The organism is Allobacillus sp. SKP2-8 (assembly GCF_007559355.1).
In the GTDB taxonomy this organism is placed as follows: Bacteria; Bacillota; Bacilli; order Bacillales; family Alkalibacillaceae; genus Allobacillus; species Allobacillus halotolerans.
In genome coordinates this window covers 12,972-36,601 of record NZ_VMHF01000004.1, presented here as the reverse complement: position 1 = coordinate 36,601, position 23,630 = coordinate 12,972, and the positions used below count along the sequence as shown (strand labels likewise).

General features: G+C 43.3%; 24 protein-coding genes. 20 read left to right on the top strand and 4 right to left on the bottom strand.

All coding sequences use genetic code 11. The features are described 5' to 3' along the window. Positions 1-4: 4 nt before the first annotated feature. The 6 genes from FPQ10_RS05815 to FPQ10_RS05790 are packed head-to-tail and all read left to right on the top strand — an operon-like array spanning position 5 to position 6,836. Entirely contained in the window at positions 5-1,207 is a 1,203-nt protein-coding gene (locus FPQ10_RS05815) for an anhydro-N-acetylmuramic acid kinase (protein ID WP_186278560.1), read from the top strand. A 1-nt stretch (position 1,208) separates the two neighbouring features. Continuing rightward, positions 1,209-2,204, top strand: a complete 996-nt coding sequence (locus FPQ10_RS05810; RefSeq protein WP_144161695.1) for an ABC transporter ATP-binding protein — start codon at positions 1,209-1,211, stop codon at positions 2,202-2,204. Beyond that, the gene (locus tag FPQ10_RS05805; RefSeq protein ID WP_144161692.1) at positions 2,197-3,177 is read left to right on the top strand and encodes an ABC transporter ATP-binding protein; all 981 of its coding nucleotides are present in this window, start codon (positions 2,197-2,199) and stop codon (positions 3,175-3,177) included. Before FPQ10_RS05810 ends, FPQ10_RS05805 begins: the two co-directional genes overlap by 8 nt. A gap of 22 nt (positions 3,178-3,199) precedes the next feature. Further along, positions 3,200-4,045, top strand: a complete 846-nt coding sequence (locus FPQ10_RS05800; protein ID WP_144161690.1) for a MurR/RpiR family transcriptional regulator — start codon at positions 3,200-3,202, stop codon at positions 4,043-4,045. 57 nt (positions 4,046-4,102) lie between these two features. Then, positions 4,103-5,518 (top strand): FAD-binding oxidoreductase, encoded by a 1,416-nt coding sequence (locus FPQ10_RS05795; RefSeq protein ID WP_144161687.1) that lies wholly within the window; start codon positions 4,103-4,105, stop codon positions 5,516-5,518. Then, the gene (locus FPQ10_RS05790) at positions 5,511-6,836 is read left to right on the top strand and encodes a (Fe-S)-binding protein (protein WP_144161685.1); all 1,326 of its coding nucleotides are present in this window, start codon (positions 5,511-5,513) and stop codon (positions 6,834-6,836) included. Before FPQ10_RS05795 ends, FPQ10_RS05790 begins: the two co-directional genes overlap by 8 nt. Positions 6,837-7,347: 511 nt before the next feature. Here the strand turns inward: FPQ10_RS05790 and FPQ10_RS05785 are convergent. Both FPQ10_RS05785 and FPQ10_RS05780 read right to left on the bottom strand, forming a co-directional pair. Beyond that, positions 7,348-7,587 (bottom strand): hypothetical protein, encoded by a 240-nt coding sequence (locus FPQ10_RS05785; RefSeq protein ID WP_144161682.1) that lies wholly within the window; start codon positions 7,585-7,587, stop codon positions 7,348-7,350. A gap of 72 nt (positions 7,588-7,659) precedes the next feature. Further along, the gene (locus tag FPQ10_RS05780) at positions 7,660-9,729 is read right to left on the bottom strand and encodes a catalase (protein ID WP_186278559.1); all 2,070 of its coding nucleotides are present in this window, start codon (positions 9,727-9,729) and stop codon (positions 7,660-7,662) included. A gap of 169 nt (positions 9,730-9,898) precedes the next feature. On the opposite strand from FPQ10_RS05780, the gene FPQ10_RS05775 reads away from it, so the two are divergent. The 6 genes from FPQ10_RS05775 (at position 9,899) to FPQ10_RS05750 (ending at position 16,571) form a co-directional block, all read left to right on the top strand. Next, positions 9,899-10,831: a nucleoside hydrolase gene (locus FPQ10_RS05775; protein ID WP_144161679.1), complete on the top strand. Its 933-nt coding sequence runs from the start codon at positions 9,899-9,901 to the stop codon at positions 10,829-10,831. Positions 10,832-10,850: 19 nt separating this feature from the next. Beyond that, positions 10,851-11,759 (top strand): ribokinase, encoded by a 909-nt coding sequence (gene rbsK / locus FPQ10_RS05770; protein ID WP_144161676.1) that lies wholly within the window; start codon positions 10,851-10,853, stop codon positions 11,757-11,759. Continuing rightward, on the top strand, positions 11,752-12,651 hold the full coding sequence (locus FPQ10_RS05765) for a DMT family transporter (protein WP_144161673.1): 900 nt from the start codon (positions 11,752-11,754) through the stop codon (positions 12,649-12,651). Before rbsK ends, FPQ10_RS05765 begins: the two co-directional genes overlap by 8 nt. Before the next feature lie 34 nt (positions 12,652-12,685). Then, positions 12,686-13,168, top strand: coding sequence for a small multi-drug export protein (locus tag FPQ10_RS05760; RefSeq protein WP_255439727.1), 483 nt, complete (start codon positions 12,686-12,688; stop codon positions 13,166-13,168). Between the two features lie 127 nt (positions 13,169-13,295). After that, on the top strand, positions 13,296-14,414 hold the full coding sequence (locus FPQ10_RS05755) for an NAD/NADP octopine/nopaline dehydrogenase family protein (RefSeq protein ID WP_144161670.1): 1,119 nt from the start codon (positions 13,296-13,298) through the stop codon (positions 14,412-14,414). 621 nt (positions 14,415-15,035) lie between these two features. Beyond that, positions 15,036-16,571, top strand: coding sequence for a BCCT family transporter (locus FPQ10_RS05750; protein ID WP_255439726.1), 1,536 nt, complete (start codon positions 15,036-15,038; stop codon positions 16,569-16,571). Here FPQ10_RS05750 and FPQ10_RS13185 read toward each other — a convergent pair. Beyond that, positions 16,507-16,956 (bottom strand): hypothetical protein, encoded by a 450-nt coding sequence (locus FPQ10_RS13185; RefSeq protein WP_222103054.1) that lies wholly within the window; start codon positions 16,954-16,956, stop codon positions 16,507-16,509. The two genes, FPQ10_RS05750 and FPQ10_RS13185, sit on opposite strands and share 65 nt — an antisense overlap. 9 nt (positions 16,957-16,965) lie before the next feature. Further along, a complete protein-coding gene (locus FPQ10_RS05740) occupies positions 16,966-17,817 on the bottom strand; it encodes a YitT family protein (RefSeq protein WP_144161664.1) in 852 nt (283 codons plus the stop codon). Positions 17,818-18,090: 273 nt separating this feature from the next. On the opposite strand from FPQ10_RS05740, the gene nagA reads away from it, so the two are divergent. The 8 genes from nagA to FPQ10_RS05700 all read left to right on the top strand — a co-directional run bounded on the left by nagA (position 18,091) and on the right by FPQ10_RS05700 (position 23,458). Continuing rightward, on the top strand, positions 18,091-19,257 hold the full coding sequence (gene nagA, locus FPQ10_RS05735) for an N-acetylglucosamine-6-phosphate deacetylase (protein ID WP_144161661.1): 1,167 nt from the start codon (positions 18,091-18,093) through the stop codon (positions 19,255-19,257). Positions 19,258-19,278: 21 nt separating this feature from the next. Next, positions 19,279-20,010, top strand: a complete 732-nt coding sequence (gene nagB, locus FPQ10_RS05730; protein ID WP_144161658.1) for a glucosamine-6-phosphate deaminase — start codon at positions 19,279-19,281, stop codon at positions 20,008-20,010. 200 nt (positions 20,011-20,210) lie between these two features. Next, a complete protein-coding gene (locus FPQ10_RS05725) occupies positions 20,211-20,492 on the top strand; it encodes a YhdT family protein (protein ID WP_144161655.1) in 282 nt (93 codons plus the stop codon). Further along, a complete protein-coding gene (panF, locus tag FPQ10_RS05720) occupies positions 20,489-21,949 on the top strand; it encodes a sodium/pantothenate symporter (RefSeq protein WP_144161652.1) in 1,461 nt (486 codons plus the stop codon). The genes FPQ10_RS05725 and panF overlap by 4 nt, the downstream gene beginning before the upstream one ends. Positions 21,950-22,086: 137 nt before the next feature. Further along, positions 22,087-22,299: a helix-turn-helix transcriptional regulator gene (locus FPQ10_RS05715; RefSeq protein WP_144161649.1), complete on the top strand. Its 213-nt coding sequence runs from the start codon at positions 22,087-22,089 to the stop codon at positions 22,297-22,299. Continuing rightward, positions 22,289-22,714, top strand: coding sequence for a hypothetical protein (locus FPQ10_RS05710; protein WP_144161646.1), 426 nt, complete (start codon positions 22,289-22,291; stop codon positions 22,712-22,714). The genes FPQ10_RS05715 and FPQ10_RS05710 overlap by 11 nt, the downstream gene beginning before the upstream one ends. 17 nt (positions 22,715-22,731) lie before the next feature. Next, on the top strand, positions 22,732-22,929 hold the full coding sequence (locus FPQ10_RS05705; protein ID WP_144161643.1) for a hypothetical protein: 198 nt from the start codon (positions 22,732-22,734) through the stop codon (positions 22,927-22,929). A gap of 76 nt (positions 22,930-23,005) precedes the next feature. Continuing rightward, positions 23,006-23,458 (top strand): DUF2188 domain-containing protein, encoded by a 453-nt coding sequence (locus tag FPQ10_RS05700; RefSeq protein WP_144161640.1) that lies wholly within the window; start codon positions 23,006-23,008, stop codon positions 23,456-23,458. The last annotated feature ends 172 nt before the right edge of the window (positions 23,459-23,630 follow it).

The following is a 23,630-nucleotide window of genomic DNA, read 5'->3' as shown; positions in this document are numbered from 1 at the left end:
AAACATGTCGAAGTTAGGAATCGGTTTGATGTCAGGTACCTCTCTCGATGGAATTGATGCAGTTCTCTGCCGGGTCAATGGCACAGCCTTTGAAACGGAGCTGGAAGTGCTTGATGCCTATAGTATTTCTTATACCAACGCAGAGAAACAAAAAATCATGGCTTTATGCGATGAAGAGACGGCACGCGTGGATGAGATTACGGCGATGAATTTTTATTTGGCGGAAAAGTTCAGTGAAGCGGTTTTGCAACTCGTCGATCAATCGGATTATTCGTTAAAGGATATTGATTTTATTAGCAGTCATGGACAAACAATCTATCATTTGCCGGATGAAGGAAAGAATGATTTTCAACCGAAAAGCACACTACAAATCGGTGATATTTCGGTTATTTCTGAGCGAACAGGCTTGCCGGTCGTTGGCGACTTTCGGACTGCCGATATGGCAGCAGATGGACAAGGTGCACCGCTTGTATCTTTCTTGGATTACGTATTTTTCAAAGATGAAAAGAAATCACGTGCTTTGCAGAATATCGGTGGCATCGGGAATGTGACATATCTTGGCCGTGGTGATGACCAGCAGCTGACTTCGTTTGATACAGGGCCTGGCAATATGGTAATCGATGAAGTGGTTTATCGGTTGTCGGAGAAAACATTAACTTATGACAAAAACGGTGAGTGGGCTGCGAAGGGACAAGTGAATAACGCGTTCGTCGATGAATTAATGCAGCATGATTATTTCTCACGGAAACCACCGAAGACGACCGGCCGTGAAGTGTTTGGAAAAGCCTATGTCGATGGTGTCATGAACCGGGCAGAAGCGATGAATCTATCAGCGGATGACCTCGTTGCCAGTGTGACGGCTTGGACGGCGAAAACCATTGCGAACAGCTATAACGATTTCATTTTATCGGCGAATAAACCACTTGATGAAGTCATTGTTTCAGGTGGAGGCGGACATAACGAAACGCTTCTCCGATTTTTACAAGATGATTTACCAGAGCAGCGTGTCACCACCATCGATGAGTTCGGAATTTCTAGCGATGTGAAGGAAGCTGCGGCGTTTGTCGTATTCGGCTATCATTTCTTACAGGGAAAAACCAATACAATCCGTGAGTTTACCAATGCGGACCATGAAGTCATTATGGGTAAGCTGAGCTACACACAACCACAAGCGTTCGAAAAGGTTCTTTCCATAAGGGGGAGTTAGCGTGGAAAGTTTGTTGGAATTGAAAGATGTTTCCATAGATTTTCAGTCGAAACGAAAATCATTTAACATCATCAAAAATATTAATCTAAAGATTGACCGGAAAATGAAGTATGGCATTGTCGGTGAATCAGGCAGTGGCAAAAGCTTGACTTCCTTGGCAGTGATGAATCTATTATCGGATAATCTATCGATCGGTCAAGGCGAAATTATTTTACGGACTGAAGAAGAAAAAGTGCTGAATCACTTAAGCAAAAAGGCAATGCGCGACGTTCGCGGTGAAGACATTGCGATGATTTTCCAAGAGCCGATGACAGCGTTAGATCCGCTTTATACGATTGAATACCAAATCATTGAAGTGTTAAAATATCACCGCAAAATGAGTAAAAAAGAAATGCGTGAAAAAGCGATTGCGATGCTGACGAGTGTTGGTATTTCTCGACCGGAGAAAATCATGGACGATTATCCGCACCAGTTATCTGGAGGGATGCGGCAGCGGGTAATGATTGCGATGGCGCTGATTACAGAACCGAAGCTGTTGATTGCCGATGAACCGACAACCGCGCTGGATGTCACCATTCAAGCGCAAATCCTCGACTTAATGAATGATTTAACCGAAGAACATGGCACGTCCATTTTAATGATCACACACGATCTAGGCGTTATTTTGGAGACGTGTGACCGGGTTGCCGTTATGTATGCGGGTCAAGTGGTGGAAGAGTCTACGGTCAAAAATGTGTTTGACAACCCGCAACATCCTTATACGCAAGGATTACTGAAATCGATTAAAACATTAGGCGACCGTTCTGAAAAGCTTTATTCCATTCCAGGTAATGTCCCGACACCAGATGAATATCAAGAGCTCGGTTGTCGGTTTGCAACGCGCTGTCCATTTGCTTTCGATAAATGTTTCAGCGAAGAGCCACCAGCATTTCAAGTAGGGGCAGATCAAACGAGCAAGTGTTGGCTTCACGATGAGGAGGCAAATCCGAATGAGTAATCAGCCAGTTGTTCTAGAAGTGAAAAATTTAAAGAAACATTTCCCAATCAAAGGGGGAGTCTTCAAAACAACTCAAGGATACGTTAAGGCAGTTGACGGCATTTCTTTTTCCATTAAAGAAAATGAAACGTTTTCAATTGTTGGTGAAAGTGGCTGTGGAAAGTCAACAGCAGGTCGAACGATTTTGCGTTTGTTGGAACCGACAGAAGGAGAAGTTTGGTTCAATGGTGAAAATCTATATGATATTAAAAAACGGGCATTTCGGAAAAAGCGGAAAGATTTTCAACTGATTTTCCAAGACCCTTATAGTTCCTTGAACCCAAGAATGACGGTCCAAGAGTTATTGGTCGAGCCATTATTGACGCATGATTTATGTTCGAAAAAAGAAGCGATTGAAAAAGCCAAGGAAATGGTTGACCGTGTCGGTTTATCGGAAAAACATTTAAGTAGATTTCCACATGAATTCAGTGGTGGTCAACGACAGCGGATCAGTATCGCACGGGCGTTGATCGTTCATCCGAAATTGGTCATTCTTGATGAAGCCGTTTCGGCATTGGATGTGTCTGTGCAATCGCAAATTTTAAATCTATTAATAGACTTGCAGGAAGAGTTTGAACTCACGTATATTTTTATTTCGCACGACTTGAACGTTGTCAAGCATTTAAGTGATAGGGTCGGTGTCATGTATTTAGGACAAATGATGGAGCTGGCAAAAACGGACGATCTTTATAAGGAGCCGCTGCATCCATATACGAAGGCTTTGTTGTCAGCAATTCCGAATCTGTCGACGACTGAGAAAAAAGAACGGATCATCTTACAAGGTGACGTTCCAGACCCTTCCAATCCACCTTCTGGCTGTCCGTTTCGCTTGAGATGCCCTGCCGCCCATGACCGCTGTGTGACGGAAAATCCAGTTTTCCAAGAAGTAAAGGATGACCATTGGGTTGCCTGTCATTTATATGATGAAAAATAGCTGAAGAAGGAAAGGGATACTGATGAATTCAGGGTTACTGATTGTGAAAGAAATGATGGAGAAGCTACCGAATTCGGAGAAAAAAATTGCTCACTATATATTGGAACATCCGCAAGATACGGTTTCAATGACGGTGACAGAACTCGGGAAAAAAAGCGGAACAAGTAGTGCGGCCGTTATCCGCATGTGCAAATCATTGAAATTAAAAGGATTTCAAGATCTGAAATTGCGCATTGCGGGTGACTTGCAACGCCAACAACCAGTAGAAGAAAGAGACATTAATCGCAATGAATCGATTGATTCCATCTTGCAAAAGGTGACGACGATCAGTCAACAAACGATTCAAGAAACGGCAGATTTGCTGGATGTCGATCAACTAAGAAAAGCCGTTGAGGTCATTTTGAACAGCCGAAACGTCCACTTATATGGAGTTGGCGCTTCTAGTATTGCAACCTATGACGCTCAGCAAAAGTTTTTGCGCATTAACCGGAATGCATTTGTGTTCTCGGATTTACATATGGCTGCGACGACCATTGCCAATGGGACAGCAGAAGATACATTGATGGCTATTTCTTTTTCTGGAGAGACAAATGAAGTCATAAAATCTTTGCAAATTGCCAAGGATTCCGGAATGAAGACGATCAGCTTGACGAAGTATGGTGACTCGACGGTGGCCCGTTTGGCGGATATTAACTTATTTACTTCAGCGACAAAGGAAGCGAACTTCAGAAGTGGTGCGACATCTTCTCGACTCGCCCAACTTCATGTCATCGATATTTTATTTATGTGTGTCGCTTCAAAAACATTTGATGAAACGATCGAATACTTGGATTCAACACGACAAGTGATCCGTTCGTTGTATGAATAAGTAGAGGTTGTTTCGGTTGCGAACGTGATTACGTACTTATTTTAAAGGAGAGATTATATGTTATCTCCAGCGATCATTCAAGAATTTGAACAGTTATGCGGGAAAGAAAATGTCCAGCATTCAAGCGCCTCGAAGCTCGCTTACTCGTATGATGCGACAGCGAATTTCCAATCGTTGCCGGACTTGATCGTCTCGCCTCGGAATACAGAGGAAGTATCCGGGATTGTGAAGCTTTGTCAAAAACATGAGATTCCGATTGTTCCGCGTGGATCGGGAACAAATTTGGCTGCAGGTACGACTCCGACGATGGGCGGTGTCGTTCTTTTATTTCGCCATATGAATCAGATACTCGAGCTCGATGAAGAGAATTTGACGGTGACCGTGCAGCCTGGCGTGATTACGGATGAAATGAATGCGTTTGTTGAGGAAGAGGGATTGTTTTACCCGCCTGATCCGAGCTCTGGAAAAATTTCGACACTCGGTGGCAATATCAGTGAAAATTCAGGTGGATTGCGTGGCTTGAAATACGGCGTGACGAAAGATTATGTGTTAGCACTTGAAGTTGTTTTACCGAGTGGGGAAGTGATTCGAACCGGTGGAAAATTGGCCAAAGATGTTGCGGGGTATGACTTGACGAGTTTAATGGTCGGTTCTGAAGGCACACTTGGCATCGTGACGGAAGCGATCCTTAAGTTAGTTCCAAAGCCTACGCATAATGAAACTTTATTGGCTGTGTTTGATTCATTGGAAAAAGCGGCCGAGACGGTTTCTGCGATTATCGCCGCTAAAATTATTCCGGCCACACTCGAGTTTATGGATCAGGGAACGATTCAAGTCGTGGAAGGTTATAAACAAATTGGTTTGCCACTTGATGCGGAAGCGATTTTGTTAATTGAACAGGATGGGCCTGAAGAAGTTGTCGGTTCTGACATGGCAACCGTGTTAACGATTTGTGAGCAATACGGTGCAAGAGAAATCTCCAAGGCGAAAAATGAACAGGAAGCAGAAGATTTACGACGTGCGCGAAAGGATGCGCTGTCTTGCCTAGCGCAACTGACGCCAACGACCATGCTTGAGGATGCGACGGTTCCGCGTTCAGAAATTGCGCCGATGGTCCGTGAAATTATTCGGATTGCTGAAAAATATGACGTTCGGATTCATACATTCGGTCATGCGGGTGATGGGAATTTACATCCAACTGCCGTAACCGATGCGCGAGATGAAGATGAAATGAAGCGTGTGGAAGAAGCGTTTGCCGAGATTTTCGAAACAGCCGTCAACATGGGAGGAACGATTACCGGTGAACACGGTGTTGGCGAAATGAAATCATCCTATCTGGAATGGAAGGTCGGTCCAGGTGGATTGGCTGTCATGCGAGGCATTAAGCAGGCCATTGATCCGAATAACATCATGAATCCAGGAAAGATGTTTGCGAAGTCGACGAGAAAACGGGTGGTGGTTCACAATGGCTGAAGCCCAATTACACGTTCGGATCCAAGAAGGATTCCAACAAGAAGTTGAAGAAGAAAAGCTGCTGGATTGCATGCGGTGTGGTTTTTGTTTGCCGGCTTGTCCGACTTATTTGCATTCGAATTTCGATGAAACGCAGTCACCGCGTGGGCGGATTTCCTTGATGAAAGCCGTTCGTGATGGGATGCTTCCGTTTGATGATTCAATTAAAGAATCGCTTGATTTATGTTTAGGCTGCCGTGCTTGTGAACCGGCTTGTCCGGCTGGTGTCGAGTATGGTTCATTGCTGGAAAGTGCCCGCAATGTCATTCAACGTGAGAAAAAACATTCAGTGACGGAAAAAGTTGCCCGCTATGGAGCGTTCAAGAATTTATTTAAAAACCAACGGACAATGGAACGGACGACAGGCTTAATTCGATTTTATCAAAAATCAGGGATTCGAGCATTGACGCGTAAAACAGGAGTTCTTTCTTTGTTTCCATCGATCATGAAAGATATGGAAGCGATTTTGCCAATTTTAAATAAGAGCGAGATCAAAAAAGGACATACGTACCAAAGTACAAAGAAAACGACAAAGGTTGCTTTTTTTACCGGATGTATGATGGATACGATTTTTTCTGAAACGAATCAGTCAACAGTCGAGCTGTTGCGAAAGTTAGGCTGCGATGTTTGGGTGCCAGAGAATCAAGTGTGCTGTGGTGCGTTGCAAGGGCATAGTGGCGAACTTGACTTGGCGCGTGAGAATGCGATTCGTAATATCGAGGCCTTCCTTGCTGAGGATGTCGATTATATTGTGAACAACGCAGGGGGATGCGGAGCGTTTTTATCTGAGTATGATCATTTACTGAAAGATCATCCAGATTTCTTGGAAAAAGCTAAGGCTTTTTCCAAGAAGACCATTGATATATCAACGCTAATCGAAAAACTAGGTGTAACCGGACGTTCATTGAAATTAAAAGACGGTCGCCAAGCGGTCATTACTTATCAGGACTCCTGCCATTTACGAAACGTCAATCGTGTTGTGGACGAACCGAGACAGATCATGCAATCGATTGATGGCGCGAGGTACGTGGAATTATCAACCGCCGACCAATGCTGTGGATCAGCCGGGATTTATAATCTGATTCATACCGAAATGGCAATGCGCATACTCGATTCAAAAATGGAGGACGTCAAAGAAACCGAAGCTCAATTTTTATTGACCTCCAATCCGGGATGCCTCTTACAAATGAAACTCGGTATAGAAAAAGCCGGCTTGTCTGATCAGATGGAAGCCATGCATCTCGTCGATTTTTTGACTGAGTATGTTGTGGTGGAGTGATACGGGACGATAGCTTCGCGTGCGGGCGCGGGGTGCGAGGTGCGGGGCGCATATATTTCGGATTCGGGCCCATAAATAGCCGAGATGGACGCATAAATCCCGTAACAGGTCGCATATTTGCATGGAGTGGGAGCATATCCATGTTTGGTGGGCGCATATATCCAAGGTTAGGGCACATATCCCAGCTTACTCTCATCAAATACAGCTAAGCTTGTCACAGGGAGCATATATTTCAGATTCGGGCCCATAAATAGCCGAGATGGTCGCATAAATCCCGTAACAGGTCGCATATCTACACGGAGTGGGAGCATACCCACAATCAGTGGGCGCATATAATGTGAAGTAGGGCGCATATCCCAGCGCACTCTCATCGAATACAGCTAAGCTTGACACAGGGCGCATATATTTCAGACTCGGGCGCAAATATAGCCGAGATGGTCGCATAAATCCCGTAACAGGTTGCATATCCGCATGGAGTGGGAGCATATCGACAATCAGTGGTCGCATATATTCAGAAGTAGGGAGCATATCCCAGCGCAGCCTCATCAAATACAGCTGATCTTGGCACAGGGCGCATATATTTCAGATTTGGACGCATAAATAGCCGAGACGGTCGCATAAATCCCATAACAGGTCGCATATCCGCATGGAGTGGGAGCATATCCGTATTCGGTGGTCGCATATATTCAGAAGTAGGGCGCATATCCCAAAAGGTAGGGAGCATATCCCCAAGGGTAGATCGCATATCCAAACGCACCCACCTCAACCAAAATCCCAATAAGGAAAAAGGACAAGAGCCAAAAACCGGCTCTTGTCCTTTCTTCTATGTTCGATTCCAAAAGCGTTGTTGTGCAATGGCGGAGATGAAGTCTTGGCCGAAATCTGGGTTGTTTTCGGCAAATATGACGCCGGCGAGGTTGTTTTGTTCGGTGGCTTGGATGTAAAAGTTGGCGCCGGTTGCGACTCCGATTGGTTTGTATCTACGGTAAGCTTCGTTGACGAAGTGTAAAATTTCCTGGTTGAATTTTCCTTGGTTTTTTGCTTCTCCTCCGACTACGTAGAGCGAGTCGTATAGGACTGGGTAAGTGGTTGTGAATGTTTCGTTGACTTTGATTTTTGTGCCGTCTGAAGCGACAGCTGGGTTTAATGTTTCGCTGATCACGTCGAAGAAAACGCCATGCTGTTCAAATAAGTCGGTTACATACCGGACTTCATCACAGTTAAATCCATCGCCAATCAGGATTCCGACTTTTTGGGTGTAGGCGTAGTGCGGTGTATTCGCCTGACTGATCGCTGGCGAGCTCCCTGTAACTGGGACGTGTGACTCTTTTGGTGGATGGACTCCAATCGCTTCGGCTATTTTTGTTGCCATGCCGTGGTCAACGTTTGCCCACATTTCAATATTTTGTTGTCGTACGAATTCACTCTCTACACTACCGAGGTGGAAAATAAACGTGTCGACGAGATCTTGTTTTTCCACCGGCGATAAGCTATTCCAGAAAAAACGGGCTTGAGAAAAGAAATCTTTAAATGAATCGCTTGGGACTTCTCGGGTGACGTGCCCATCTACTTTTTGAGGATAATGTACATAACCGCCTTCTTCCCACGAGGCTTCAGATGGAGTATTGCCAGCAAGGGAATTATTATGATAATTTACTTTGTCGACATCGATGCGGTGTCGTTGATAGCTGTCTCGTAGATTATAATTTTTTGGCGCAAGTGGTTTGTTGACAGGGATATCTTCAATATTGGCAGAATGCTGTCGGTAAAGTTCGGTATCACGATAAGCAATCGCTCTGCCTTGCAGGACAGGGTCATTCGTAAAATCGATACCTGGAATGAGATTTCCTGGGTCGAATACGGATTGTTCTTCTTCGGCAAAGAAATTATCGACCAATCGATTTAATGTCAGCTTCCCGACTTTTTCAACGGGAATGACTTCTTCCGGCCATAATTTTGTATCATCGAGAATGTCAAAATCATAATCGAACTGTTTTTCTTCTTCGATCAATTGAACTCCTAAGTCATATTCAGGATAGGCGCCTTTTTCAATGGCATCGATCAGGTCATGACGGTGATAATCCGGATCAACCCCACCAATAATATTGGCCTCATCCAACAATAAAGAGTGAACGCCAAGTCGAGGAATCCATTTGAACCGGACAAATGTCTGCTTGCCTTCATCATTAATGAAACGGAAGGTGTTGATCGGCCAGCCTTCCATCATGCGCCAGCTTCTCGGCCGCCCGCGCATCGACATGAGCCACATGACCATATGAGCGGATTCCTGGTTGTTTGCAACGTAATCCCAGAAGCTATCATGAGCAGTCGTCGCTTGCGGCACATGGGTTTTTGGATTTGGTTTGGCTGCATGGGTAACATCCATGAATTTCATCGCATCGGCTAAAATAAATACAGGGAATTGGAGGGCGAGCATGTCATAGTTTCCTTCTTGTGTGTAAAATTTCGTCGCAAAGCCACGAATATCGATTGCCGTATCTTTTGAGCCTTTGCTGCCGATGAAGTTGGAAAACCGCACAAAGGTAGGTGTTTTACAGCCGGCTTCTTGTAAAAAGTGCATTTTCGTCAAATGCTTTAATGACTTGTATGTTTCAAATTCACCATAAGCGCCAAATCCCCTGGCGTGAACAACTTTTTCGGGAATTCGTTCGCGGTTAAAGTGGGTCTGTTTTTTATAAAAATGAAAATCTTGCAGTAATGTCGGTCCGCGTCTGCCGGCTCGTAGCGTTTGTTCATCATTGGAGATTTTTTTGCCATTTTCATCGGTCATTTTCTTGCCAGGACCTGTATTTTGATGACGGTATTCATCCAGTTGCTCTTGCTTCGGATTTCGATAGTCTGAGTGGCGGTGTTGTTCTTTATCCTTATCCACTGAATCACCCTTCTTTACAAAATATTTTCATCCAATGAAATCATATGACGGGCAAATGGGCTTTATTCGATTAATTTTCTTGAGGTGTTTTCACGTTGGAATTGTGCTTTTGACAGCAAGCTTATATACTAAATGAACAAACAATTGATTGAATCAAGGAGTGGTTTTCATGACAACAAAAGAAAAAGTCATCCTGGATTGTGACCCAGGTCATGATGATGCGATTTCAATTATTTTAGCGACGTTACATGAAAAAATTGATATTGTCGGCATTACGACGGTCGGCGGGAATGTCAGTGTTGAAAAAACAACGAAAAATGCGTTGAATATTTCTGATTTGGTCGGACTGGATGTACCGGTTGCCATCGGAGCGAGTCGTGCACTCACGAAGCCGCTTTCGGTTGCTGAATCCATCCATGGTGAATCCGGATTGGATGGACCTGAACTACCTGAAGAGCCGGCGCTCAAGCCAATCGACCAGCATGCGGTTGATTTTATTATTGAAAAATTGCTCGAGTCAGACGGGGACATTAAGCTTGTACCGACTGGCCCGCTTACCAATATCGCTTTGGCAATGATTAAAGAACCGAACATCATTCCGAAAATCAGTGAAATCGTCTTGATGGGTGGTGGAACGTTCGGGAACTGGACACCCGCAGCAGAGTTTAATATTTGGGTAGATGCGGAAGCGGCAAAAGTCGTCTATCAGAGTGGTGTGCCGATTCGGATGTTTGGCTTGGATGTGACACATCAGGCGTTGGCAACGAAAGAGGTTACGAAGCGGCTTCAGACAATCAACAATAAAGCAGCTGATTTCGTTGTAGAACTTTTGCAGTTTTTTATTCACACGTATAAAGAGGTGTTTGATTTCGATGGCGGTCCTGTCCATGATGCTTGTACGATTGCCTATTTGATCGACCCTAGCCTGTTTGAGTTCAAACATGTTCATGTCGATATTGAAACGAAGGGTGAGTTTACATACGGAATGACATGCGTGGATTTATTGGGAACAACAGGGAAAGAACCGAATGTTTATTTTGCTGAAACATTGGATGTCGACCGGTTCTGGGATCTATTTGATCAGACATTGCAAAAGTTTTAACGCGAAAGGAGGAAGTCTCATGAACGTTCTTGTGATTGGAAGCATTAATATGGATTTGGTTTTAAGCGTGAAAGAGATTGTGAAGCCTGGGGAGACGACGACGAGTACTTCGTATACGACGAACTTCGGTGGAAAGGGCTCGAATCAAGCGGTTGCTTGCCGCCATTTAGGTGCGGATGTTTCTTTTATCGGAAGTGTTGGTACGGATGAATTTGGCGATGCGATTATGGAAAACTATGATCAGCTAGGCATTGAAACGTCTGGAATTTTAAAAGAGGGACAAACGGGAATTGCGATGATCCAAGTGAATGAAGTCGGTGAAAATTCAATCGTGCTCGTTCCAGGGGCGAACCATCAAGTGTCGAAAGCGGATATCGATCGTCATCGTTCGCTGATCGAAGCTTGTGATGTGGTGTTGATGCAGCTTGAAATCCCAATCGAAACCGTTGAATATGCCATTGATCAAGCGAAAGCTTTGGATAAAAAGGTCGTCTTGAATCCAGCGCCAGCCAACGAGCTTTCACGAGAGGCCCTTCGTAAAGTTGATTTATTGACACCGAATGAAATCGAATTAGCTGGCTTGTCCGGTCTACCTGTTCATGATTTGGAACATGCTGAAGCGGCCGCCAAAATGCTTTTAGATGAAGGTGTTGGTGAAGTTGTCGTCACATTAGGCCGACACGGTTCGTTATTGGTCACAGAGGAAGAAAGTTTTTATGTAGAAGCGAGTGATGTCAACGTAGTTGATACAACGGGCGCGGGTGATGCCTACAATGCAGCATTGGTGACAGGATTGAGCGATGGGTTGCCGATTAAACAAGCGATGAAGCTTGCGACGAGGGTAGCCGGATATACGGTCAGTGTGAAAGGGGCACAGCCAGAGCTTCCATCCATGACGCATTTTTTGAAACAGGTGGAACATGACTAAAAACAAATCTGTTATCAGTGTTTCGCTTTTATTGCTGCTCAGCTTGTTATGGGGATCTTCTTTTCTGTTTACGAAGATCCTTGTGGAAGACCTGCACCCGGTCAGTCTAATTTTTATCCGTTGTTTATTCGGTCTTGTGATGTTGGCACCGATTCTTTATTTTAAAAGAATTTCGATCAAACGAAAATTGACGTTTACGTTTGTCAGTTCTCTTAGTCTCGCGGCAGGCATTCCTTGGATGTTGATGGCCTTTTCACTAGTGTCTTTACATAGCTCGGTAAGTGGGATTTTGAATTCTTTCACATCGATTTTTACCTTTGTTTTATCATTGATCTTTTTGAAAGTTAAACCACTTGCTAACCAACTCGTCAGCCTTGTGCTTGGGATGATGGCATTGATCATTCTATTTCTCGACACACTCCAAGTGGATGCATTTGGTTTCTTTAGTGTGGGCTTAATGCTGACGTGTACGCTTTGTTATGCGACAAATTCCATTATTGCGGGGCGGTTTTTCCAAGGGATTTCGCCGTTTGTGTTAGGTTTTTATACGTTGTTATTCGGTATGATCATTAATGGCATTCCAACGATATTCATTCAACCGGAAGTGTTTTTATTGTTGGGATCTTGGGACATCCTAATCCCAGTAGCCATTCTTGGATTTTTAAGCTCTGGTCTTGGCTATGTGATTTTTTATCAATTAATTGAAAACGGCGGTCCTGTTTATGCGACGTTTGTGACCTTTTTGATTCCATTCGTCTCTGTGTTACTCGGTGTCGTCGTGTTGAATGAACCGTTTCGTGTGTACATGATTATTGGTGGTGTCATGATTTTCTTTGCGCTTGTCGCGATGAATTGGCATCTGTTTACGAGAAGAAATATTAAAGTCACCTAAAGTAATTTTAGGTTCAAATAAGGAGGACGAGTACATGACATTTTTATTAGACATCTGGGATTATCTACTTGTTTTCCTATTGGCGGCTGTTCCGTGGTTTGAAATTGGGTTAATTATCCCTGTCAGTATCCTTGCTGGAATGAATGCGTTTTGGGTGGCCATTCTAGCATTTTTCGGAAATTTACTGACCGTCTATTTGCTGATTGTCTTTTTTGATCGATTAAAAGGATGGTTCTTTAGAAAGAAAAAGAAGGAACAAAGCGATCAAGAAGAAGATTCAGGTCGTTATGCGCGAGCGAACCGGATGTGGGATAAATATGGTGTGTCTGGGTTGTTGCTCGCAGGACCGTTTTTAACGGGTTCGCATATTGCGGCTGGTGCAGCGATTGTTTTCGGAGCCACAAAAACCAAAACACTGTATTGGTCAACGATTAGCTTAGGACTATGGACACTAGTTTTTACAATCGGATCGATCTATGGTCTCGGTTGGTTAACGGACGTCAATCTTTCAATTTGACCAGGAACATTGCCGATAAAAGCAGGATTTTCGGTGTTTTTGACGAATTGAAACAAAAGAGGAAGCTTGTAGGGATCAAGTTAGCCATCCTATTTGCGATGATGACCCAGATGGAAGGGGGAAGACGATGAACAAACGAGTGACTGTCATTGGTATGAATGAAGTTGGATTGGCAGCGGCTGCCGACTTAACGCAACGTGATTTCGAGGTTACTTTATTCAATTTTGGCCAAGGCGATGAAGGATTGAACGGGATTCACCAGGAAGAGGGAGTCTATTTCAATGGCGAATGGGTTTCTTTTTCAAAAGTTGTTGATGATGTTGAAGACGCCTTATCTGCTTCGTCACTCGTCTTGATTGCCGATTCGGCGAATTGCATTGACCATTTAGCAGAAATCTGTGCACCATTTTTAACTGAAAATCATCGACTCGTATTTCTCGGGCATGGATCACTTGCCAGTATACGTTGGAAGCGGCGATTGAGAGAGTTAGGAGTCGAGATAAACATACCAGTTGGCGAAACACATTTGCCACCTTATGAAGCAAAAATGGATGAACATACAATGGAAGTGGAATTATTGTTACGAATAAAAACGCTTCTGTTTTCTACATATCTAACTGAGCATGAAGATGAATTTTTCCGTGAAATCCGTCTAGTCTATCCAGGCATTGAAAAAGCGACGAATAGTTGGGAAGTACTCCTGAATAACTTGCTTCCTGAAACGATCGTCGTACCGCTGTTATCAAACTTAGCAAAGTTTAATCAGGAAGATCTGCAATTTCAATTATATCCGGACGGCATCTCTGCATCAGTCGTGAACATCCTTCAAGAAGTGGATGAAGACAGACAAAGAATTTGCCGGGCATTGGGACTTGAGGCCAAATCGCTCGAGCGGCGTCTCGTGGAGACAGGCTATGCGAAACCACTTGATGAATTAATCGACCAACTTAAAGAAAGCGACGTCCTGAAAAAGAAAGCGATCGTTCCATCTGAAGCAAACAAGCAATTATTGGAAGGACTGCATTTTGGCGTCGTTCCATGGGTGGAATTAGGGAACATGCTCCAACTAGAAACACCAACACTCAATGCTTTGTTGCACCTCGGTTCGGTTTCACTGGATCGATTGCTTGTTCAAGAAGGACTGACACTGGATAAGATCGGTTTGTTTAATGAAACAGCTTATACATTGACGACTGCGGTTCAAGAAATCGATGAAGAAACAGATGAACCACTTTCTTTGCAGTGAAACTTCACATAATGAAATGAGAAGAACAACCAAGAGATTATACATACACTTTTGAAGAGCAAAACGAAGGATGAGAACAAGATTATGAAACGAGTAAGTAAGCACTGACTCCGGTCGGTGCTTTTTTGTGTGCATGCAAAAACGTTAATGTTGAAGCCCGTGGGATTAACACTGAAGAAAAGTAAATTAACCCTGAAGTTCGTGGAATTAACACTGAAGAAAAGTAAATTAACCCTGAAGCCCGTGGGATTAGCACTGAAGAAAAGCAAATTAACCCTGAAGCTCGTGGGTTTAACACTGAAGGAATGAAAATTAACCCTGAAGCTCATGGGATTAACCCTGAAGAGATGAAAATGAACGCTGAAGCACGTGGAATTAACCCTGAAGCTCGTTGAATTAACCCTGAAGAGATGAAAATGAACACTGAAGCTTGAGGGATTAACCCTGAAGAAAAGAAAATTAACATTGAAGAAATACATTTAAGGCGAGGAAATTAATTATTCGAATGCGAAAGCCTTGTATGGGAAAGACCACTAGCCCAAACAAAAAATAAAAATGTTTCTTTTCTACTGAACTTGGCAACTAGATGATTAGAGGATGTTCGTAGAAAGTGGTGAGACAATGAAAGAATTGCTCGCGAAAATGAAGACACAAATCGTATTCATCATTTCAGCAATCATTATTTTTATGTTAGTCATATGGGGGCTCATCGGCCCGAAATCAATGGAATCCATCACAACCACATTGATGGATGGTATGACAAAGCATCTCGGTTGGTTTTATGTGGCAGCGACAGCCTTCTATGTTGGGTTCTGTATTTACTTAGGTGTTGGCCCGTATCGAAAAATGAAGTTAGGCAAGAAGCATGATGAACCGGAATATTCTTATTTTACTTGGATCGGTTTGTTGTTTGCGGCAGGTATGGGCGTAGGCTTAGTGTTTTGGGGATTTGCTGAGCCACTTTCACATTACATTACTGCACCTGGAGCAGCAACTGAACCGGAAACGGAGGAAGCAGTCCGCCATGGCTTATTGTTGGGTGTTTTCCATTGGGGAATTCAACCATGGGCGATCTATGCCATTGTGGCACTAGGTTTAGCTTTTGCAAAGTACAGAAAAAATCTACCGGGTTTGGTCAGTTCAGCATTTTATCCATTGATTGGAAACCAAATTCACGGTTGGCAAGGTAAGACGATTGATATCATTGCCATTGTCGCGACAACAGTAGGTATTGCGACATCGTTCGGATTAAGCACAATGCAATTTGGAAAAGGCTTATCCGAAGTGTTTTCATTACCTGATAATAACTGGATGATGGTCGGAATTGTTGTCGTTATTACGGTTATTTTCCTTACATCTGCATTAACCGGTTTGGATAAAGGGATGAAGTACTTAAGTGTCGGGAACCTTTGGCTATCAGCAGTCGTTTTGATTGCTGTTTTATTGATCGGCCCGACGGTCTTTTTACTCGAACATTTGTTGAAAACGATTGGTGACTACGGCGCTAATATTTTACAATACACGTTTAATACGACACCTTATTCTTCGGACAACCAATGGATGGGTGATTGGACGTTATTTTATTGGGCTTGGATTATTTCTTGGAGTCCTTTCGTGGGCACGTTTATCGCACGTGTGTCAAAAGGGCGCACGCTCGGTGAATTTATGCTCGGTGTACTCGTCGTTCCAACAGCAGTGACGATTGTTTGGTTTGTCGTCATGGGCGGCACCGGACTGCATATGGAGCTAATGGGACAAGCAAGTTTCGCTGAAGAAATCAAAAATACACCGGAAGTTGGGTTGTTCCGTGTGTTGGAACAACTACCAATGGGGCAGATACTTTCCGTTCTTGGGTTAATTTTAATAGGAATCTTTTTCATTACGTCAGCAAATTCAGCCACTTATGTCCTCGGTGTATTTTCGGAATCCGGTCGGTTGAATCCCGGAAAAAAAGTCTTACTGACATGGGGATTGCTGATCTCTGGAATTGCCACTGTTTTACTGTTAAGTGGAGGCCTAAAAGGACTACAAGCGATTGCGACGATTACAGCTTTCCCATTTGGAATTATCATTATCGTGATGATCTTCAGTATCATTCACTCACTACGACAAGAAGGCCGTGAAAAACAGAAAGTTGAAGAGAAAGAAGATTGGTAGAATTGGAGTATGTGAGTTTGAAAGTAGGTGTGGGTTGATCAGCAGTTGAAGCGCGTTTATCAACAGTGAGCCTGCGTTTATCGACAGTTGGAGCGCGCTTATCAACAGTCAGCGGGCGTTTATCGACAGTTGGAGCGCGCTTATCAACAGTTGGAACGTGTTTATCAACAGTTAGAGCGCATTTATCAGCAGTCAGCGGATGTTTATCGACAGTTGGCGCGCGCTTATCAACAGTTAGGCAGTCTTTATCGACAGTTGGCGGGCGTTTATCAGCAGTCAGCGGGTGTTTATCGACAGTTGGAGCACGCTTATCAACAGTTAGGCAATCTTTATCGACAGTTGAAGCGCATTTATCAACAGTCAGCCCGCCGATTTCAACAGTCAACCCACCCGGCTATTTTTTGTGGCCTTTATATCCACGCCCATAAACTTCTTGAACGCGGTGGACGGTGATATAGGCATCTTGATCAATCGTGTCGACGATTTTTCGCAACCGGACGATTTCTCGTTTGTTCACGACGATATACAATACTTGTTTGTTCATTTTTGAATACCCACCGCGGCCTTCGAGTACGGTGACTCCTCTGGCCATTCGCTCGGTGATGACTTCTAGTAATTCTTCGGATTTGTTGCTGATGATCATGACAGCGCTTCGGGCATTCGGTCCTTCTAACACCATATCGATCACTTTCGCACTAATGTAGACGGCGACTAATGTGTACATGGCTCGTTCTTGGCCGATGACAAAGGCTGAACCGGCAATGATCACTAGGTCGATAAATAACACGACACCGGAGACACTGAAACCGAACACTTGGTGCATGATTTGTGCAATGACGGTTGTTCCACCAGCAGTTCCGCCTGATCTAAGCATAAGTCCAAGACCTAATCCGATGAAAACACCAGCAAATAATGCGGCAAGCAATGGGTCATCCTCAATCGGACTAGTCCACCCCTCTGTCACTAATAAAAATACAGCTACTGAAACAACCGATAGCGCTGTGTATGTTAACGCTCGTTTCGTGAAAAACTTGTAGCCGACAATGACTAATCCAGCGTTGAGGGCAAAGTTAACCACACCAGGTGACCAGTCAAAAAGGTATACGAGAATGACGGTTAGACCGATGACACCGCCTTCAGAAAGCATGTTCGGAATGATAAAGTAATTGACACTGAAGGCAAGAACAAAGGCACCGATCAATACAAAGCCTATGTCTCTAATGAGATTCCAGTGGCGTTGCTGCATGTTCAGTCCTCCCTATATGTAATCGATTTCGTCCAAATCGCATGTTTTTTCATTATAATACATTGATTTCAGAAAACAACCGGATGAACTGCTGCGTTCGTTTTTGAAAGCTTGTCCCCGTGCATGTGTGAGTATGACATCCACGCCAATAACGAAATACCTAAGCGGTTTTTGACTACTTTTTTGATTGGATAAGTGGTACAATTTAAGAGTAAGTAGTTTCATACATACGATTGATCTATTGGAATTTTTCATAAAAAAGAGGCGATTGTTGTGGACCAGTTGTTGATCAAAGGTGGCCGAGTTGTTGGACAAGAGCAAGTGTACCAGCCTGGCTATATACTTGTGGAGGATAAGAAAATTAAACGTGTCGGTCCGATGGAAGAAGCACCGGACGATCAAGGTGTTCGAGTGATTGAACTGACTTCGGACCAAGTGGTTTTTCCAGGGTTTATTGATATTCACATCCACGGAGCGAACGGCTATGATGTCATGGATGGGACAATGGAAGCTTTGGATGAAATGACAGCGGTCTTGCCGCAAGAAGGAACGACAAGTTTTCTGGCGACAACCATTACAGAAAGCAAGGAAGCGACCAATCAGGCACTTCAAAATGTCGCCCGGTTCGTTGATACAGACTATACAGGAGCGGAAATTTTAGGTATTCATTTAGAAGGACCGTTCATCAATGAAAAAAGAGCGGGAGCACAGCCCGTCAAACATATTTTACGACCTGATTTGAACCAGTTCGATGCTTGGCAGGAGCACGCCAATGGATACATTAAAGTGGTCACGCTGGCACCTGAAATGGAAGGTGGCCAAGAGTTCGTCAAGCATTTGAGTGACAGAGGGGTCATCGCATCGATCGGCCATTCGGATGCTAGCTATGTAGATGTAAAAAAAGCAGAACAAAATGGTTTGAAACATGCAACCCATCTATTCAATGGCATGCGTGGTATTCACCACCGTGAGCCTGGTGTGGCAGGGTCTGTCTTTTTGAGTGATCAACTAAAAGCAGAAGTTATTTTCGATGAAATTCATGTCAACCCAACAATGGTTCAGCTTGCTTATCAAAATTTAGGTGTTGAACGTTTGATGTTGATTACCGATTCGATGCGCGGGAAATGCTTGAAAAATGGCATGTATGACTTGGGTGGACAGGAAGTCACACTCCAAGACGGTGAGGCGCGCTTAGCAGATGGAACGCTCGCCGGAAGTGTCTTGAAGATGAACGAAGCGGTGAAAAATGCGGCTCAGTTAAAGCCGATGGATCTCATGAAGCTGGCCCAATTGTCTTCTGGAAATGTTGCTAAATCCTTAGGGATTGATCATTATAAAGGGGCCATTCGAGAAGGTTTCGACGCCGATCTTGTAGTTTTGAACGAAGACTTTGAAGTGAGAAAAACAATTTGTAGAGGTCAGTTAACCATCGAAAAATAAAATAAAGGTGAGGGATGCAACATGAACGTAATTGTCGTAAAAAACTATGAAGAGGTTTGCCAAAAAGGTGTAGAACTTTTTATCGAGCAAATCCAAGAAAAAAATAATATTAATTTAGGACTTGCGACAGGCAGTACACCACTCGGTTTATATGACAAATTAATTGCATGGGCACAAGAACAAAATGCAGATCTATCCCATGTAACGACGTTTAATTTGGATGAATATATTGGTCTTCCAAAAGAAGATCCAAATAGCTACTATTATTATATGAAGGAAAAGCTATTTGATCCGCTTAAACTATCACCAGAGCAAACCTTCTTACCAGATGGTCGAGCGACGGACATTGAAAAAGAGTGCGAAACATATGACCAGATCATCAAAGATAAAGGCGGTATTGATTTACAATTACTCGGTGTCGGTGTCAATGGGCATATTGCTTTTAACGAGCCTGGCACTTCATTTTCATCTAGAACCCATGAGGTAAGATTGGCTGAATCCACGCGTGAAGCAAACTCTCGCTTTTTCAGTTCCATGGATGATGTGCCAACACATGCCATTACAATGGGGATTGGCTCCATATTGGAAGCGAAAGAAATTGTGTTGATCGCCAATGGAACGAATAAAAGTGAAGCGATCCAACAGTTGGTTGAAGGTAAGCAAAGTGAAGATTGGCCAATTACTGCTCTCCAATCACATGATCACGTAACCGTTATTGTGGATGAAGAAGCGGCTTCATTATTGAAAAAATAAATCACTTGATGACTGCTCCCTTACGTAGATGGTCTTTACGTAAAGGGAGTTTTTTGATGAAAAAATCTTAAGAAAAGTTTTTCTGACCGATTGTGCTTTCAATAAAATCATTGACAAAAATATTCAAAATATAATGCTTTTTCGTTTTTCATCAGCTAAAATGGTTGATAAGTAGATTTTTCAATAGGGGGGCTTCGCCAATGGAAAGACCTGATCAAGATTGGCGATTTAAGATTGCGAATCGAGAAGCACTAATCGGATGCGCACTTGCTGTTTTTAACTTTATTTGGTGGTATGGTTTCGCCTATGGATTGGGCTCCAAGCCACCAGAAGAATATACGTATATTTTCGGTTTTCCGGCTTGGTTTTTCTGGAGTTGCATCGTCGGTGTGCTCGTGATGATCGTATTGGTGATGGTTGTCACTAAATTTTTCTTGAAGGATGTTCCCTTCGATGAAGATGAGGAGGGGAACCAATCATGAATTGGGCAGTTCTTGGCCCGTTATTGGGCTTATTAGTGATTATATTTTTTATCGGGATTTGGTCGAGTCGCCGGATGAGTGATTCCAGTTCATTTTTAAGCGATTACTATCTTGGAAATCGGCAGCTAGGTGGCCTTGTTTTGGCAATGACGATGACAGCGACATACGGGAGTTCCTCGAGTTTTCTCGGTGGCCCTGGTGCAGCTTATGACATTGGTTTAGGCTGGGTTTTATTGGCGATGTCTCAAGTCGTCACCGGTTATTTTGTTTTACTCGTTTTAGGAAAGAAGTTCGCAATTGTTACGCGGAAAATGAATTCAGTCACACTGATCGACTTTCTGAAAGAACGCTATCAAAGCACGACAGTTGTCTTACTTTCGGCAATCAGTGTCGTCGTTTTCTTGTTTTCTGCCATGGCGGCTCAATGGATTGGTGGCGCCCATCTAATCGAATCGTTGACGGATTTAAGTTATACAGGGGCATTATTCATTTTTGCCGTTGCTGTTCTGATCTATGTGATCATTGGTGGTTTCCGCGCTGTAGCGGTGACGGATGCGATGCAAGGCATCATTATGTTCATCGGAACACTGATTTTATTGGTAGCCGTTGTAATTGCTGGAGGCGGCGTTCAGAATATATTCAATGATTTAGTCTCAGAAAATCCGAATCTAGTGACTCCTTTCGGAAATGACGGTAGTCTATCAGCGGCTTATGTGTCTTCTTTTTGGATTCTCGTCGGTGTCGGTGTGATCGGATTACCGCAAGTCGCCGTGCGTGCCATGTCCTACAGCAATTCACGTTCGATGCACCGGGCTTTAGTGATCGGAACCATCGTTGTCGGGTTGATTATGCTGAACATGCACTTGATTGGAGTGTTCGCGCGTCCCGTCTTGCCGGGAATTGAAGTGGCAGACCAAGTCATTCCGTTGATTGCATTGGAAACGTTGCCACCATGGGTCGCAGGCATCGTCCTGGCTGCACCGATGGCCGCAATCATGTCGACTGTTGATTCGCTGTTGCTATTGGTCAGCTCAGCGGTCGTGAAAGATATTTATATTAATTACGTAAAACCAGATGCAACATACAAACACGTGAAAAAAGTGAGTATCGGATTTACCGCGATCATTGGAATCATTGTGTTCGTGATGTCGGTCAATCCACCAGAGTTATTGATTTACTTAAATCTATTTGCGTTCGGTGGGTTGGAAGCGGCGTTTATTTGGCCGGTTGTCTTCGGACTTTATTGGAAATATGCGAATAAATTTGGTGCCATTTCGTCCATGGTCGTCGGGATCGGTTCCTATATCGTTATCCATTTATATAATACGGCCAACGGTGAATTGTTCGGTGTCCATACGGTAACATTTCCGGTTTTATTTTCATTGATTGCATTTGTTGGATTTAGTTTGCTGTTCAAAAAGGAGCCATTTTACTTTTCATTGAAACAAGCGAAATAAAATGATTGTAAGTGACCTGGTGGGCGTATATGTCCATCAGGTGTTTTTTTAAATTAAATGGAAAGTAAGCTTTATATTTTGCGTATGATTAGTTATAGTTAAATGGAAAGTAAACTTTCCAATTTGGGGATAGGTATATGAAAAATAAACTAAGTGAGATCAGAAAACAACATCGTATGAATCAGCAGGAGTTGGCCGATGTACTTGAGGTGACTCGTCAAACGATTGGGTCGATTGAAAATGGCAGGTATGATCCGTCATTGCAACTCGCTTTCAAGATTGCGAGATATTTTGACATGGCCATCGAAGAAATTTTTAGTGATGAAAGGGGTGAAGGATATGAATCTTAGACTGTTTTGGTCACTTGAAGTTGTCGGCGGTTTGCTGGTTGTGCTTGGAGCTGCGTTAGGAATTATCGGCATAGACAAGATAGGTGTTACGCTTCCACAAGGCGACTATGCTGCATTTGCAATCGTTTTTATGGGTGTTTTTTTAATCATGATTGCAACCGTCCCGATTTTATATGAAAAAAACAAAACGAAACAACAACGAATTGAAGAAAAAGATGAGCGGGTAATTGCAATCTATCAGACGGCAAAAGTAAAAACGTTTAACTTGATGGCAGTTTCGATCCCGTTTGTATTAATAGGGTTAGCGTTATTCGGGTTTATGAATAAAGTATCTTTTTTTACATTAGGCGGTTTATATTTAATTTTCATTGAGTATTTTGCTTTTCAAGTGATTAAAAATGGAGAAATGATGTAAGGGAGAGGTGTGCTGAGATGAATCAATTAATTAAGGTCGTCAGCATCGCATTGGTAGCTTTTATTGTCAGTTATTTGGTTGCAGGTGTTTTTGATCGATTCGGTTTTGACACTACGAAGTGGTATATCGGTGGCGTGATTATCTTGATTACGCTTATCCTAATTTTTGGTGTGTTGAGTTTGATTAACAGGCTCGTTTTGAAAAGAGCGAGATAGTTTCGTCTCAAGACAAATGTTTAGAAACCGATGAACTTGGCTATTTTTTAAGGAAAGGCCAAAGGAGAGTGATCGAATGCCTTGGGATAAAAATGACTATCCTAGTTCATTGAAAAATTTTGACGAAGCGACAAGAAATAAAGCAATCGAAATTGCGAATGCCATGATTGAAGAAGGCTATGATGAAGATCGCGCCATCCCAATCGCAACCGATCAAGCGAAGGAATGGGCCGATGGTGCGAGCAAAGACGAAAAGGATGAAATGAAAAACGTCAGTAATGCGACGTTAAAAGATCACGAAGAAGATGAAAATGACACGGACTTAGATCTTCTCGATAATGATGTACTCGTTAAACCGCATGAAGATGGTTGGGCAGCTCAAACCGTTGGTGCAGAACGAGCTGACCAAGTGTTTGACAAAAAAGAAGATGCGATTGAACGGGCGAAGGAAATTGCCGAAAATAAAGAATCGAAAGTTCGCGTTCAAGATGAAGATGGGAAAAAACAAGACACGATTTCATTCGAATAAATATGATCACCTGCCGAGTGGGTAGGTGATTTTTTTTGCTGAGATGCACTTTGGACGAGTTTATTCGACCGAAATTCACTTTCATCTAACGCTCGAGTCGATTTGTTTGCTCCTAATCGACTGAATCACTCTTTTCTCTAACGCTCCGGGCGAATTGACGACTCCTAATCAC